The sequence below is a fragment of the Streptomyces sp. NPDC102259 genome (assembly GCF_044766465.1).
Taxonomy (GTDB): domain Bacteria; phylum Actinomycetota; class Actinomycetes; order Streptomycetales; family Streptomycetaceae; genus Streptomyces.
On record NZ_JBIWMA010000004.1, the window covers coordinates 383018 to 397990 of the forward strand.

The window sequence follows — 14973 nt, forward strand, 5'->3', positions numbered from 1 at the left end:
TCCGGGTGGGTCAGTGGTGGTGGCCACCACCGTGGTTGTCGCCGTGGTTGCCGTCGTGGTCGCCACCGCGGCTGCCACCGTGGTCGCCGTGGTGGCCGCCACCGCGGTTGTCGTCGTGGTCGCCGTGGTGGTGACGGTTGCGGCCCCAGGACTCGTCGTCGACGAAGCGGCCGTGGTCGTTGCGCAGGGTGGCGGTGTCGGAGCGGTTGTCCCACACCTCCCTGTTGCGGTCCTGGAAGAGGTCCCGGCGGGAGTCGCGGCCCTCACCGGTGTGGACGCGGACCGTCGAGCGGCCCTCCAGGCGGTAGTGGTGGAAGGTGTAGGTGCGGCCGTCCTCGTTCTCGAGGGTCCAGCCGTCGAGGTTGATCGTGTGGCGCGTGGTGTTGGTGAGTTCCACCCACTCCTTGTTCAGCGAGCTCCGGGAGCGGTCGTCACGTCCCGGGGCGTCGTACTGGACGGCGCTGATCCGCACCTCCGGGCGGTTGGGACGAGCGTGGTCGGACGCGGACGCCGGCAGTGCCATCGCGCCGACCAGGGCGCCGGCCGTGAGGGCGGCGGCGGTCAGACGACGAGCGGTGACAGAAGCGGAAGTGGACAAAGAATTCCCCTGGGATGTGCGGGCACCCTCCCACTGCGGCCTTCGTGGACGCCGTGGGGGTTGATGCGATGTGCGGGTGCGGTCGGCTGGCCGCAGACACACTCTGTCCACGGGGTGCGGGAGATGGGTAGGAAACGTGGCGTGTGTTACCTGTTGTCCATATCTCTGTGACTCTCGGCTGCAACGTCCATTTAAGTGAATAAGTACCGAAGTTGACGTTCCGACAGTCGATGACCCCTTGTGGGAGTTGGCCTGTGCCGTCCGGACGCCATGTCACGCCACCCCGCCGGGCGACGACCCGTCACCCGAAAGTGAGTAACGGCCGCCCCTTCCCCTGTCACCCTGCCGTCGGCGGATCCGCCTCGTTCAGTGGGCGCGGAGGGCATCGGCCGGCGCGGTGCGCAGTGCCTGGCGGGTCGGGAGTTCGATGGTGAGGAAGGCCGTGACGGTGACCGTGAGCGCGAGGCCGGGCAGGAGCCAGACGGGTCCCGCGGGCCAGGGACGGCCGAGGAAGCCCTGGCCCAGCAGGGCGAGCGGCAGCGCGGAGAGCAGCAGGGCGGTGACGAGCGCGGTGGCGGCGGTCACCGCGGCCTCGCGCCGCATCATCGACCGGATCTGAGGGGGTGTGGTGCCGTTCATCCGGAGGGCGCCCAGCTCGACCCGGCGCTGGGCGGTGGCCGCGACGAGCTTGTTGGCGATGCTGAGCAGCAGGTAGACGAGCAGGACCACGATGGTGGCCAGGTTGATCCACACCTCGGGCGGGGCGTCCTTCAGGCCGCCGGCCGAGGGCAGGTTCGCGGGCTGGAGCGCCAGGCCGGGGCGGGACGCCGCGAGCGCCGTGAGGCCCTGCCGGGCCGTCGCCGTGCCGTCCGTGCGGATCAGGAGGGACTGGTCCAGCGAGGTCGTGGTGTGTCCGGCGGCCAGGTCGTGGGAGAGCACCACCGTGCCGAAGCCGAGGCCACGGCCGTACACGGCGACGACCTCGGCGTCGACCCGTGCGCCGTCGCCGAGGACCAGGCTCACCCGGTGGCCCACGGTCGCGGAGCGGGTGCGGGCGGCGTCGCCGCTGACGGCGACGGTGGCGCCGCGCAGACGGTCCAGGCTGCCGTCGCGTACGTCGAGGTCGAGGACGTCGGAGGCGTCCGGGGTGAGGATCGTGGCGGGCTCCGACTCGGTCGTCGTGTCGCCGAACTGCGGGTACTGCCAGACCACGGTGGTCGTGCCGACCGGGGCCGCGGCCCGTACGCCGGCCGTGTTCCGTACGGCGGCGAGCGTGTCCGTGGGCAGGCCCCCCAGGCCCGGAGCGGTCAGGCGCTGCTGGGCGAGGGTGCCGGTGCGGGTGTCGTCGGCGGTGGCGGCCAGCACGGTGGTCTGGGTGAAGGCGTACGTCAGCACGAACACGACCGCCATGGCCAGGGTGCTGACGATCCCCGCGTTGCGCAGGGCGTAGGCGCGGAGGTTGGCCATCGCCAGCCAGGTGGGGGCCGAGGCGCCCGACCCCGTCGCACGGGCCGCGGCCCCGCCGACGCCCCGGACGAGCGCCGGGCCGGCCAGCGCCAGGCCGATCGCCCCGAGGATGCCCGCGATGGACGTGGCCGTCGCACCGATGACCGTGCGGGAGAAGAGCGGCAGCGCCGACAGAGCGGTCGCGCCGACGATGACGAGCACGCCGACGCGCGTCCGGGCCCGCGACGGTTCGCGCGGCTCGCTGCGCGACTCCGCGACCGCTTCGGTGGCCGGCATCCGCGAGGTGCGCCAGGCCGAGCAGCGAGCCGACACCTGGACGGCCAGGACCATCAGCAGGATCGCCGCGAGGGCGGGCAACGGGCTGTAGGTCAGCGGGAGTTCGGACGGTACGACCCCGCGGTCCGCGAGCAGTCGCCGGAACTGCCCGGCCAGCAGGTAGCCGAGCCCCACGCCGGGCGCCAGCGCCACGGCCGCGACGACCGTGGACTGGGCGGCGGCCAGGCGGCGGATCTGCTTCGGGGTCGCGCCGACGGCCCGCATCAGCGCCAGGTCGCGGCGCTGTCCGGCGATCGACACGGCCAGCGCGCTCGCCATCACGAATCCGGTGATCAGCAGGACGATCCCGGAGAGCGAACCGGCGAGGAGGACCAGCAGCGAGCGGGACGCGCCGGCGCCGGGTGCGGCCGTGTCGCCCCGGTCGGCTCCGGTGACGGTCAGCAGACCGGTGCCCTTCAGCGCCGTCCGGACCTCGGCGGCGACGCGCCGTTCGGCGCCGGGCTCGGTGCGCAGGCCCACCAGGTCGACGCGGCCCGCGCGACCGGCCAGGCGGGCGGCCGTCGGGTCGGCGAAGAAGATGCCCGCACCCGGCGCGTCGACGACCGCCGACACGCGGTAGCCGGCGGCGGGGCGGCCGTCGACGACGACCCGCACCCCGTCCCCCGTCGCGATCCCCGCCGCGGCGGCGGTGGCCCTGTCCACGGCGACCTCGCCGGAACCGGTCGGCGCGACGCCGTCGAGGTGCCCGCCGGCCCGCGGCTTCGCCAGCTTCGTCGAGGACCAGCCGTGCCCCGCCACCCGCGGGTCCTGGGCCGGTACGACCTGTCCGCGGGCGTCGAGGAGGGCGGCGGGGAAGCTGAGGTCGCCGACCGCCACGGTGACACCGGGCAGCCCGGCCAGCTCGTCGACCAGCCGGGACGGGATCCTGCGCCGCTCCGGGAGCGCGAGCGGCAGCTCACCGGCCGGATGGAACTCCTGGTCGGCCGCGACCACGACGTCCGCGCCGTCGAGCCGACCGGCGGGCAGATGGGAGCGGAGGCCGGACTCGGCCAGTACACCGGTGGCGGTGATCAGTGCCGCGCCGCCGAGGACCGCGCAGGCCACGGCGATCAGCGCGGCGATCCGGTGTCCGACCATGCGTATCGCGAGACGGAACATGACTCAGACCTCTCCCAACGCGACGAGACGGCTTGCCAGTCGGGGCGCGGTCGGCGCCTCGAGGGACTCGACCACCCGCCCGTCGGCCATCACCAGGACGTGGTGTGCACGGGCCGCGGCGGCCGGATCGTGGGTGACCATGACCACCGTCTGACGCAGGTCGGCGACGAGGTCGCGCAGCAGGTCGAGGACCTCGTGGGCGCTGCGCAGGTCGAGCGCGCCGGTCGGCTCGTCGGCGAACACGACGGCCGGCCTGGCCACCAACGCCCGCACCACGGCCGCGCGTTGCTGCTGGCCGCCGGAGAGTTCGGCGGGCCGGTGGGTCAGCCGGTCGGTCAGTCCGACCCGTTCCACCAGGGTCCGCAGCCAGTCGCGGTCCGGGGTGCGGCCCGCCAGCCGCAGCGGCAGCGTGATGTTGTCCTCGATACTGAGCGAGGGGATCAGGTTGTACGCCTGGAACACGAAGCCGACGCGTTCGCGGCGCAGTTCGGTGCGCCGGGTCTCGTTCAGCCCGGCGATCTCGTGGCCGTCGATGCGGACGCTGCCCGACGTCGGGGAGTCCAGCCCGGCGGCACAGTGCATCAGCGTGCTCTTGCCGGAGCCCGACGGCCCCATCACGGCGAGGAAGGTGCCGCGCTCCACGGTCAACGACACGTCGTCGAGGGCCCGTACGCCGCCCGGGTACGCCTTGCTGACGCCGGTCAGGGCGATGGCGGCGTTCATCGACGGCCCCGCACGTTGCGCACGACGAGGGTGCCCGCGCACAGGACGGTGACCGCGCCGCAGAGCAGGTGCACCCAGGTGTCGGCGCCGCCGAAGGAGGCCGCCATGTTGGTGACCGCGCTGGTCACCACCACGGCCCAGAGCAGTGTGCGGGCGATCTCCGCACGGGTCAGCCGCTCCGGATCGGTGGTCGTGGTCTTCGTCATGGGGGGCCTTCTCCCGGGGTCCTGTGCCGTTCCTGCTGTCGTCACCGACGCTATGGATCGGCACCCCCGCGGCCGATCCCGCAGTCCGCCCGGTTCGAGGTACAGCAGGCTGTACCACCCCGTCCCCCGCATGACGCGCATGACGGCGAACCGGCTTGCGGCATAAGGTCGTTCAGGCCGCGACCAGTGGGCGTGGGCGGCGGGAAGCGGGAGCAGGAAGGGAAGGGCGCGATGGCGGTCCAGCAGGACCCGGCGGTCGGCTCGGCGGTCGATCCGGCAGCCGGCTCGGCGGCCGGTGACCGGCCGGGTGGCCTCGGGGACGAGAGTCTCAAGGACATCGTCGTGCGGACCCTCGGGGCCGCGGGCGCCGCGATCGCCCAGCTCGCCTCCGGGCTCAACACGGCTCTGCTCGCCCTGCTCCTCCTGCTGTGGCTGGCCGTCACCGCCGTGACGAGCGTGGTCGGCGTGGGGCTGCTCATGGCGCCCGCGCTGCTGCGCGCCCTGCACGCCCTGGCGGGCCGCGAACGCGACCGGCTCGGCCGCCGCGGCCCCGAGGTCGTCGCCCCACGGCCCCCGCCCACCCGGCTGCGGCCCGCCCTCGTCGACGCCACCACCCGCCGCGAGCTGCGCTGGCTGGTCCGGCACGGCACGCTGGGGCTCCTGCTCGGGCTGCTCGGCGTCTACCTGCCGATCGCCGCCGTGCGCGACACCGCCTTCCCGCTGTACTGGACGTTCCTGCCCAAGGGCGCGACCGCCACCTCCGTCGCGGTCGGCAGCGCGCACTCCTGGCCGGCCGCCGTCGCCGTCGCACTGCTGGGCGTGGGCTGGATCGCCATCATCCTGGGGCTGGCCCCCGGCATGGCCCGGCTCCAGGCGCGGCCCGGACGCGGACTCCTCGCGGCGGGTCCGGAAGCCGATCTGTCGCTCCGGGTCGCCGAACTCACCGCCACCCGCGCCGCCGCCCTCGACGCCCACGCCACCGAACTGCGCCGGATCGAGCGCTCCCTGCACGACGGCGCACAGAACCGGCTGGTCTCCGTCACGGTGCTGGTCGGGGCGGCCCGCCGCATGGTGGCCCGGGACCCGGCCGGCGCCGACGAGCTCCTGGAGCGCGCCCAGTCCGCGGCCGAACAGGCGTTGGCCGAGCTGCGTACGGTCGCGCGCGGCATCCTGCCGCCGGTGCTGGCCGACCGGGGACTCGCGGGCGCGCTCTCCGGCCTCGCCGCGGACTGCGCGGTGCCCTGCCGGATCGACGTGGACGTGCCCGAGCGCTGTGCCGCCTCCGTCGAGGCGACCGCCTACTTCGTCCTCGCCGAGGCCCTGACCAACATCGCCAAGCACAGCGGCGCCGGACAGGCCACCGTCACGGCCCGTGCCCGGGGCGGCAGGCTCCTGCTGCGCGTCGAGGACGACGGCCGGGGCGGCGCCGGGGGCCCCTCCCAGGCTTTCGGCACCGAGGGAGCGGACGGCGGGACCGGACTCACCGGCATCCGCCGCCGGGTCGCGGCGCACGACGGCAGCCTCTCCCTGACCAGCCCGCCCGGCGGCCCCACCGTCCTGAAAGTGGACCTGCCGGTGGGTCGTGAACTGTGAAGCGTCGCGAGCTGTGGAGGCGTCGTGAGCCACGGAGGCCTGAGAGCCACGGAGGCGTGATGAGCCCGGGATCGTAGTGAGTTGTGGAGCGTTGCGAGTTGTGGAGCGTTGTAGCCATGGAGCGTCATGAGTTGTGGAGCGTGAGATGCGGATCGTGATCGCCGAGGACGACGCGTTGCTGCGCGAGGGGCTCGCCCTGCTGCTGCGCGCCGAGGCCCTCGACGTGGTGGCCACCGCCGGCACCGCGGACGAGGCGCTGGACGCCATCGACGTGCACGAGCCGGACGTCGCCATCCTCGACGTCCGGATGCCGCCGACCCACACCGACGAGGGGATCGTCGCGGCGGTCGAGGCCCGGCGCCGGCGGCCCGGCCTGGCCGTGCTCGTGCTGTCCGCATACGTCGAGCAGAGCTTCGCCACCGAGCTGCTCGGCGGCGGTGTGCAGGGGCTCGGCTATCTGCTCAAGGAGCGGGTGGGCCGGGTGGAGGAGTTCCTGGACGCGCTGCGGCGGGTGGCGGCGGGCGGCACCGCAATCGACCCGGAGGTCGTCGCCCAGCTGTTCACCCGCTCGCGCCAGGACACCCGGCTGGAGCGGCTCAGCCCCCGGGAGCGGGACGTCCTCGCCCTGATGGCCGAGGGGCTGGGCAACTCGGCCGTAGCCGAACGGCTCGTCGTCACCGACGGCGCCGTCCACAAGCACATCCGCAGCATCTTCGCCAAGCTCGACCTGTCGCCGACGGACCAGGTGGACCGTCGGGTCGCGGCCGTCCTGCGGTATCTGGAGGCGGTCGGCACGGGAGGTCAGTCGGCGGGCGCGCCGCGCGGGCGGATCAGCCCGCTCTCGTAGGCCAGGATCGTCGCCTGCACCCGGTCGCGCAGCCCCAGCTTGGTGAGCAGGGCGTTGACGTGGGTCTTGACCGTTCCGGTGGTGACGCCGAGGGCGGCCGCGATCTCCGCGTTGGCCAGGCCGGAGGCGATGTGCAGCAGCACTTCCCGTTCGCGAGGGGTGAGCCCGCCGAGGACGCCGGTGACGGCGGGCGGCGGGGGCGCGCCCTGCGCGAAGGTGTCGATCAGGCGGCGGGTGACGGCCGGGGCGAGGATCCCGTCGCCGGACGCGACGACACGCAGCGCGGTGAGGAGTTGCGGCAGCGGCAGCGGCAGCGGCAGCGGCAGCGGCAGCAACGCCCTTACCGTACCGGCCTGTTCGAAGGTGACCGTGCCTTCCCCGGCGGCCGCCTGGACCCGCAGGCGTTCCGCGACCGGGCCCGTCGCCGCCAGGCGCACGCCGGTGATCGTGAGGTGCAGCGCTCCCCTGCGCCGCCGCGCTCTCACCCGGGCGGGGCCCCGGTCTCCCGCGCCGAGTGCCGCTTCCACCATCCGGTACGCCGTCAGAAGCACCGGTCCCGGCAGCCCCGCAGCCGCCTCGGGGATGCCGCGCACGGTCACCTTCCGCCCGGCGGGGCCCCCCGTCCGGCACAGCGCGTCGAGGTCGGCCGCGGTCGGCTGCGGTGGGATCCGCCGCGCGGAGCCCGGCCCGTCCCGGCCGTCTCGGCCGTGCCGGCCGTCCTGGTCGTCCTGGTCGTCGTTCATGCCGTGGAGCAGTTCCCGCATGGCGGCGAGCGCCGCGCGGGCCTCGGCGGCCACCTCGTCCAGCCTTCCCTGGTGGGCGAGTTCGACGAGCGCCGTGGTGCGGTGGAGCACGGCGTCGCGCAGCCGGGCGGCCAGCCGGTGCCGCTCGGCGCCCGCCGCGGTCTCCGCCTGCCACCGGGAGTGGCCGAGGGCGAGGTCGTCGCGCGCCACGGCGCGCAGCCGACGGTTGCGGACGACCAGCCCCACGCCGCAGGCCGGCGCGAACACCAGACACAGCGACAGGCCCACGGGCACGACGATCAACACCACGGTGAGCACGGAGGGCGGTGCGCCGGCCAGCGTGCCGTCGGAGGCCGCCGCCACGACCAGCACCCCGGCGCTCGCGCCCGCCGCCACGAACGGCGCGGGCCAGGTGTGCCCGGCGCCGCGACCGTAGGCCCCCAGGGTGTACGCGGCCAGCGTCTCGACCACCAGACCGCCCACCAGGAACTGCGCCAACCGCCCTGGCAGCGCGCCCGAGACGGCGATCGACGGCCACAGCCACGCCGTGGCCAGCACCGCGGCGAGGACCGTCCAGGGCGCACGCCGCCGCCACAGCAGCGGCAGCGCGTGCAGGGCGAGCAGCGCGGACACCAGGCCGATGCCCCCGGGGCCGGCCCGGCCGCGCTGTTCCCCGTCCTCGGTGGCCACCAGCAGGACGATCAGGGGGAGCGCCGTCGCGGTGAAGGCGAGCGCGGTGTCGGTCAGCCGCTGCTCCCGCAGGAAGTCGCGCCGCCGGGGACGTACGGCCGACTCCCGGGGCCCGGTGGCATCGGGCAGCTCGGCGCGCACCCGCCAGCCCCCGTCGGGCCCGGGTCCCGCGGTCAGTTCCCCGCCGACGGCCGCCGCGCGTTCCCGCATGCCCGAGACGCCCCGGCCCGATCCCATCCCCGTATAGGCGGCCGTGCCGCGCGCGGCGGCGTTGTCCACGGTCAGTTCCAGCGCCCCGCCCGCACGGCGTACGACGACCCGCACGGCCGCTCCGGGCGCGTAGCGCAGGGCGTTGGTGAGGGCCTCGCGCACGATGCCGTGCACCGCCTCGGCGGCGGGGCCCGCGAGGTCGTCGGGTATCTCGGTGGCGATCGGGCGGCCCAGGCGGCCGAATCCGGAGACCAGTTCCCGGATGCGTCCGGTCATCGGCCGGGCGTCGGTGGGACCGGCGTCCCGCATCACCGCGACCAGCCGCTGAATCGACGTCAGGGTCTCGCGGGCCGTCCGCTCGGCGAACTCCAGCGCCTCGGCGACGAGTTCGGGTCTGCGGTCGCCGAGTCTGCGGGCCGCGTCCACGGTGACCACGACCGAGGTCAGGTGGTGCGCGCTGACGTCGTGCAACTCGCGGGCGAGTCGGTCGCGTTCGGCCTCGCCGGCCTGTCGGCGGCCCTCCTCCGCGCCGGCCAGCAGTCGGGCCGCCGCCAGTCTCCTCGCCAGCCACTGGCGGCGCGCCAGTCCGAGGCCCGCGCAGCCGACGTAGAGGGCCGTCTGGAGCGCCAGTTCGGTGGCGAGCGCGGGGTGGAAGCCGAACCGGACGGCCGCCGACAGCCAGGACGAGGCGACGGTCGCGGCGAAGGCCCGCGAGGTGACCGCGGCGGGGCGGCGGACCGCGACGGAGTAGAGGGCGACCGTCAGGCCGAGATCGGCGAACGCCTCGTACGCCGCCGCCTGGCCCAGTACGGACGCGCCCAGGGTCCACATCAGCGCCCGCGCGGGCGCGCGCCGCCGCCGGCTCAGCGCGACGGTCCCCACCGCGAGGGCGACGAGTACGCCGACGACGCCCGCCGGGCCCGGGGCCGGGACGGCCGTCCAGTCGGCGCCACGCCACAGCCACACCAGCTGAGCGGCGGCGAGCAGGCCCGGAAGCGCCCAGTTCCGTGTCGTCTCCATGTCGGGCACGAGCGTAGGGCCCGCGACACGCTCAGGGCACCGGCCCGGCCACTGTCACACCGGACCGCCCCCCGTCGGCCACCGCCTCACCGGGCCGGTCTCTATCCTGCGGTAGAGGGTCCGTTCCTCCGCTGCGCCGACGATTCGCGGTCCGGCCGCCGGAATGCTGAAGGCCATGGACATCACCTCGCTCGTCGTCGTACTCAGCGTGGTCGTGATCGTCGCGGCCGCGGTCCTCGTCGTCTCCAACGAGCCCCCGCTGTGGGTCTGTCTGCTGACCGGCGCGGGCTCCTTGCCCCTGAGCAAGGTCCTGCTCGGCACGTCCTTCTTCACCTCCACCGTCGGGGAGGGTGGGGTCACCCCCTGGGTCGTGCGGCTCGCCGTCACCTCCACCCTCACGGCCGCGGTGAGCTTCTTCGTCGGCGGGCACGGTCGTGGGGGCGCCGACGACGACCACACCACCGACGTCCCCCCGCCCCCTCGTGCGACGGCCTGAGCGGGACCGCGTGCCGGGCGGCCGGGCGGCTGGGCGGCTGGGCGGCTGGGCGGCTGGGCGGCTGGGCGGCTGGGCGGCTGGGCTAGAGGTAGTCCTCGAGGCGGGCGACCGTGAATCCCTGTTCCCGGATGTGTCGCAGCAGGTTCGCCGTCATCTCGGTCATGGTCGTGCCCTTGAGCTCGGACGGCCCGCGGAAGTGGGCCAGGACGATGTCGCCCGGGTGGAGCTTCTTGTCGCCGCGCTGGTACTGCATGTTCTTGATCTGCATGGACTCGCGCCACAGGACGATCGCCTCGACCCCGCAGGACGCGGCGGCGGCCCGGGTGTCCTCGTTCCAGTTGCCGTAGGGCGGACGGAACAGCCGCGGCAGGGTGCCGTATCGATCCTTCAGCTTGGTCTGCTGGCCGCAGATCTCCTGCTTCTGCGCGGCCGCGCCCAGGGTGCGGAGGTTCGGGTGGGTCAGCGTGTGGTTCTGGACGCCGTCGCCGAGGGCCTGGAGCTTGCCGAAGTAGCCGTAGTCGGCGCTGATGGCGGAGTCCGTCAGGAACATCGTGAAGGGGATCTTCAGCTCCCGCATCATCGTCAGGAACTCCGGGTCCTTCTCCGCCCCGTCGTCGAAGGTGAGAAAGACGATCTTCTCCCGGGTGGGTATCTCGCTGATCACCGGCACCCGGCCGCCGGCGGCCGACGGCGCGACCGGCTTGACGTCGGGCGGGGCGGGCGGTGCGGCCAGCGGCTCGAGGCCCCACTTGCCGTACGCCGCCTCGACGCCCGCCCGCGCACCCGCCTCGCCGCGGGGCGACTGGGTGGGCGGTACGGAGCGGGACGATGCGGCGGGACGGCCGGACTCCGCCGGGGGCTCGGCCGCGCAGCCCGTCACGACGCCCGTCGCGAGAAGGACGCAGGCAAGCGCCGCCCCTCTGATCCGCCTGTCCATCCTGTGCACCCCATGTGATCCGTACGCCTCGACCTGTCCACTGCTTGATGTCGAACGGACGTCCGAGGTTCCGCCGCGGAACCGAGCGGGTGCGGGTCTCCCGGTGCGGGTCTCCCCGGTGCGGGCGGACGCGGGCCGGCGCGCGATGATGGCCGGTATGCGCATCCGCATCGACGCCGTCGACCTGCCCGGCCTCACCCGACCGGCCTCCGCCGACGGCAGGGTCCCCGCGTACGGCAACCTGCACGTCGCCGTGCAGCGTCGCGACCGTCCGGCGGAACTGCTCGAACCGCAGCCCGGCGACGCGCCGTCCGCGAGCTGGACCCTGGAGTGCACCACGAGCGTCTCGGCGACCGGCATCGAGGTCAGAGGGCCCTATGTCCAGGACCGTCTGGGCCGGCGGTTCGTCTACCTGTCGTGGGGCACGGTCGACGGGTCGGGCGTCTTCACGATGTTCCGCCGCGCCAAGCTCATGATCGACGCCGTCCCCGCCGACGTGCTCGCCGCCGCCGCACAGGACGGACTGCTGGTCGGACGCCTCGGCCTGACCGACGAGCAGGGCGGACCCCTCTGCGCACGCGTCGAGCCCCCGCGCATCACCTGGACCGCAGAACGCGCCGACTAGAGCGGCTTGGCTACGCTTGGCATTAAGTGCCTATTGCGGGGCAATGTCGGACAAATGTCCTAAGGAACCGAAGATGGGTCTCGGCGCCGGCCGTCCGGCCGTGAAGCGTAGGTCCCTCATCCGCGCGTCGGTGGCGGTCGCGGTCGCCGCCGGTCTGATCCTGGCCGGCGCCTGCGGCGGAAGCGCCGGAAGCGGGGACGGGGACGGCAGTCTCGCCGTCGGGGTGCTGCTCCCGGGGGGCGGGGCCTCGCGGTTCGGGCAGTTCGACAAGCCCCTGATCGAGCAGCGGCTGAAGGCGCTGTGCCCGGACTGCCCGGCGCCGACCTTCGCCGCCACGTCCGACCCGGCTGTCCAGCGACAGCAGATCGAGTCCATGATCACCCGGCAGGTGGACGTCCTGATCCTCGCCGCCGTCGACCCCCAGCTGCTGCGCCCGTCGGTCGAGGCCGCGCACCGGGCCGGCATCCCGGTCGTCGCCTACGACCGGCTCGCCCAGGGCCCGATCTCCGGCTACGTCACCTTCGACGGCGCGACGGTCGGCAGGCTCCAGGGCGAGGCGCTCCTGACGGCCATGAACGCGGCGGCGCGCGGCGAACGGATCGTCATGATGAACGGCGCCACGACCGATCCCAACGCCGGCTGGTTCAAGCGCGGGGCGCTCTCCGTCATCGACGGCAAGGTCCAGATCGGCAAGTCGTACGACACCGTCGGCTGGCGCCCGGAGAACGCCTTCGTGAACATGACCAACGCCATCGCCGCCCTGGGCGCGGGCGAGATCGACGGCGTCCTGGCCGCCAACGACAGCCTCGCCGGCGCCGTGGTCGCCGCCCTCAACGCCGCCGAGGTCAGGCCGCTGCCTCCGATCACCGGCCAGGACGCCGACCTCGCGGGCGTGCGGCGCATCGTCCGGGGCGACCAGTACATGACCGTCTACAAGCCCTTCGAGCCCGCGGCCGACGCCGCCGCGAAGATGGCCGTCGCCCTGGGGCGCGACGAGACGCTGGACTCCATCGCCACGGGCACCGTCGACAACGCCACCACCGAGGACATTCCGGCGGTTCTGCTCCCGTCGGTCCCGGTGACCGTCGGCAACATCAAGGACACTCTGGTCAAGGACGGTATGTACACCATCGACCAGATCTGCACCCCCGAGCTCAGGTCCGCCTGCGACAAGGCCGGACTCACTTGACGCGTCTTCCCCGGAGCGGAAGGAGGTGACCCCGTGGCGGCTCAGCCCCTGCTGGCGTTGCGCGGTGTCTCCAAGCGGTTCGCCGCCGTCCAGGCACTGGCGGACGTCGAGCTGGAGATCAGGGCCGGGGAGGTGGTCGCCCTGATGGGCGACAACGCCGCCGGTAAGTCCACCCTGGTCAAGGTGATCTCGGGAGTCGGTCCCGCCGACCGGGGCGTCATCGAGTGGCAGGGCGGCGCCGTCCAGATCAGGCGTCCACAGGACGCCCAGGGGCTGGGGATCGCGACCGTGTACCAGGACCTCGCGATGTGCGGCAATCTCGACGTCGTCGCCAACCTCTTCCTCGGCCGGGAGATCCACCGGCTCGGCATCCTCGACGAGGTGGAGATGGAGCGCCGCACCCGTGAGCTGCTGAAGACCCTGTCCATCCGCATCCCCGACGTGCGCGTGCCGCTCGCCACGCTGTCCGGCGGCCAGCGGCAGGTCGTCGCGATCACCCGCTCGTTCCTCGGCGAGCCCCGGCTCGTGCTGCTCGACGAGCCCACCGCCTCCCTGGGCATCGAGCAGACCAGCCAGCTCCTCGACCTCATCGAGGAACTGCGCGACCAGGGCCTCGGGGTGCTGCTCATCAGCCACAACATGGGGGACATCAAGGCCGTCGCCGACCGGGTCGCCGTCCTGCGCCTCGGCCGCAACAACGGCTTCTTCGACGTGAACACCACCTCCCAGGAACAGATCATCTCCTCCATCACCGGCGCGTCGGACAACGCCGTGGCGCACCGCACGACCCGCCCGGAGGAAGCATGGCCCTGAGGGGGAGGAGGAACCGGAACCGCACCACCGATGCCACGCCCACCGCCGATGCCACGCCCACCGCCGACCGGGAGGACGACGGTCTCCGGGAGGACGACGGTCACCGGGGGCCCGCCGGACGCCTCGGCGCGTACGGCGAACGCCTCAGGGCATCGGCCGATCGGCTCGCCCCGACCGACGCGGTGCGCCGCAGGCTGCGCGAAGGCGGGCTCGGCCCCGCCCCGGTGCTGCTCGCCCTCGCCGTGACCTGGATCGTCTTCCAGGCCCTCAACGACAACTTCCTCTCGCCGCGCAACCTGTCCGTCCTCAGCGTGGACATCGTCGGGACCGGCATGGTCGCCGTCGGCATCGTCTTCGTCCTGCTGATCGCCGAGATCGACCTGGCGGTGGGTTCGCTCGCCGGCCTGGCGGGCGCCGTGTTCGCGGCGCTGAACGTGAACCTCGGGATGCCGGAGTGGCTCGCCGTGCTCATCGCGGTGCTGTGCGGCACGGCCGCCGGGGCCGTCCACGGGTTCTCCTTCGCCAGGATCGGCGTACCCGCCTTCGTCGTGACCCTCGCCGGTCTGCTGGTCTGGAACGGCGTGATGCTCTACCTGCTGGGGCCCGACAGCTCCATCAACTTCAGCGAGGACGGCCTGGTCGCCACGCTGACCAGCCGCTACTTCGACTCCACCGTCGCCGTCAACGGCCTGGCGGCGCTCTGCACGGCCGCCTACCTCCTCGTCGCCCTCCACGACCACCGGCGCCGCGCCGCCGCCGGGATGCCCTGCCGGCCGATGGGCGAGATCTGGGCGCGCACGGCCCTGCTCGCGCTGGTCGCGTTCTCCGTCGTCTACGTGCTGGGCCGCTTCGAGGGGCTGCCGCTGGCGCTGCTGATCTTCCTGGCGGTCATCGTCGCCTCGGACCTCCTGCTGCGCCGCACCCCCTACGGCCGGCAGGTCCTCGCGCTGGGCGGCGGGGTGGAGGCGGCCCGGCGGTCCGGCGTCGACGTGGCGCGGGTGCGGATCTCGGTGTTCATGGTGTCGGGGACCCTGGCCGCGGTCGGCGGCCTGTTCATCGCGTCGCGGCTCACCTCGGCGAGCCAGATCTCCGGCTCCGGCGTGCTGCTGATCAACGCCATCGCCGCGGCCGTCATCGGCGGCACCAGCCTGTTCGGCGGACGCGGCTCGACCTGGTCCGCGCTGCTGGGGGTGCTCATCATCCAGTCGATCGGCTCGGGCATGGCGCTGCTGGGGGTCCAGCCCCCGGTCCAGCTCATGATCACGGGTGGGGTGCTGTTCACCGCGGTGGTCTTCGACTCGCTGACGCGGCGCTCCGCGGAGTCACGCGGACGGGTCTGAGAGACCTCCGGGACGGTGCCGGTGAGCGCGTCCGCGACGGTG

Annotated in this window: 13 protein-coding genes; 7 read left to right on the forward strand and 6 right to left on the reverse strand. The window is 73.8% G+C overall.

From position 1 onward, the window contains the following. Window positions 1–10 precede the first annotated feature (10 nt). From ACIRPU_RS13555 to ACIRPU_RS13570, 4 genes are all read right to left on the reverse strand, one after another. Complete coding sequence (locus ACIRPU_RS13555) at window positions 11–598, reverse strand: lamin tail domain-containing protein (RefSeq protein ID WP_403865929.1); 588 nt, start codon at window positions 596–598, stop codon at window positions 11–13. Between the two features lie 366 nt (window positions 599–964). Then, on the reverse strand, window positions 965–3499 hold the full coding sequence (locus ACIRPU_RS13560; RefSeq protein ID WP_403865932.1) for an ABC transporter permease: 2535 nt from the start codon (window positions 3497–3499) through the stop codon (window positions 965–967). Between the two features lie 3 nt (window positions 3500–3502). Then, window positions 3503–4222, reverse strand: coding sequence for an ABC transporter ATP-binding protein (locus ACIRPU_RS13565; RefSeq protein WP_403865935.1), 720 nt, complete (start codon window positions 4220–4222; stop codon window positions 3503–3505). Continuing rightward, a complete protein-coding gene (locus tag ACIRPU_RS13570; RefSeq protein WP_355702506.1) occupies window positions 4219–4428 on the reverse strand; it encodes a hypothetical protein in 210 nt (69 codons plus the stop codon). Before ACIRPU_RS13570 ends, ACIRPU_RS13565 begins: the two co-directional genes overlap by 4 nt. 231 nt (window positions 4429–4659) lie before the next feature. Between ACIRPU_RS13570 and ACIRPU_RS13575 the strand changes: the two genes are divergently transcribed. Then, window positions 4660–6021, forward strand: a complete 1362-nt coding sequence (locus ACIRPU_RS13575) for a sensor histidine kinase (protein WP_403865939.1) — start codon at window positions 4660–4662, stop codon at window positions 6019–6021. Window positions 6022–6166: 145 nt separating this feature from the next. Then, the gene (locus ACIRPU_RS13580; RefSeq protein WP_403865942.1) at window positions 6167–6868 is read left to right on the forward strand and encodes a response regulator transcription factor; all 702 of its coding nucleotides are present in this window, start codon (window positions 6167–6169) and stop codon (window positions 6866–6868) included. Here ACIRPU_RS13580 and ACIRPU_RS13585 read toward each other — a convergent pair. Further along, window positions 6823–9531, reverse strand: coding sequence for a LuxR C-terminal-related transcriptional regulator (locus ACIRPU_RS13585; RefSeq protein ID WP_403865945.1), 2709 nt, complete (start codon window positions 9529–9531; stop codon window positions 6823–6825). The two genes, ACIRPU_RS13580 and ACIRPU_RS13585, sit on opposite strands and share 46 nt — an antisense overlap. Before the next feature lie 175 nt (window positions 9532–9706). On the opposite strand from ACIRPU_RS13585, the gene ACIRPU_RS13590 reads away from it, so the two are divergent. Beyond that, window positions 9707–10027 (forward strand): hypothetical protein, encoded by a 321-nt coding sequence (locus ACIRPU_RS13590; protein WP_403865948.1) that lies wholly within the window; start codon window positions 9707–9709, stop codon window positions 10025–10027. A gap of 82 nt (window positions 10028–10109) precedes the next feature. Here ACIRPU_RS13590 and ACIRPU_RS13595 read toward each other — a convergent pair whose 3' ends face one another. Further along, on the reverse strand, window positions 10110–10964 hold the full coding sequence (locus tag ACIRPU_RS13595) for a polysaccharide deacetylase family protein (RefSeq protein ID WP_403865951.1): 855 nt from the start codon (window positions 10962–10964) through the stop codon (window positions 10110–10112). Window positions 10965–11109: 145 nt separating this feature from the next. Between ACIRPU_RS13595 and ACIRPU_RS13600 the strand changes: the two genes are divergently transcribed. The 4 genes from ACIRPU_RS13600 (at window position 11110) to ACIRPU_RS13615 (ending at window position 14931) form a co-directional block, all read left to right on the forward strand. Beyond that, window positions 11110–11589, forward strand: a complete 480-nt coding sequence (locus ACIRPU_RS13600; protein WP_403866255.1) for a DUF5990 family protein — start codon at window positions 11110–11112, stop codon at window positions 11587–11589. Window positions 11590–11662: 73 nt separating this feature from the next. Beyond that, the gene (locus ACIRPU_RS13605; protein WP_403865954.1) at window positions 11663–12778 is read left to right on the forward strand and encodes a sugar ABC transporter substrate-binding protein; all 1116 of its coding nucleotides are present in this window, start codon (window positions 11663–11665) and stop codon (window positions 12776–12778) included. Window positions 12779–12811: 33 nt separating this feature from the next. After that, complete coding sequence (locus tag ACIRPU_RS13610) at window positions 12812–13591, forward strand: ATP-binding cassette domain-containing protein (protein ID WP_355702499.1); 780 nt, start codon at window positions 12812–12814, stop codon at window positions 13589–13591. Continuing rightward, a complete protein-coding gene (locus ACIRPU_RS13615; RefSeq protein ID WP_403865957.1) occupies window positions 13582–14931 on the forward strand; it encodes a sugar ABC transporter permease in 1350 nt (449 codons plus the stop codon). Before ACIRPU_RS13610 ends, ACIRPU_RS13615 begins: the two co-directional genes overlap by 10 nt. The last annotated feature ends 42 nt before the right edge of the window (window positions 14932–14973 follow it).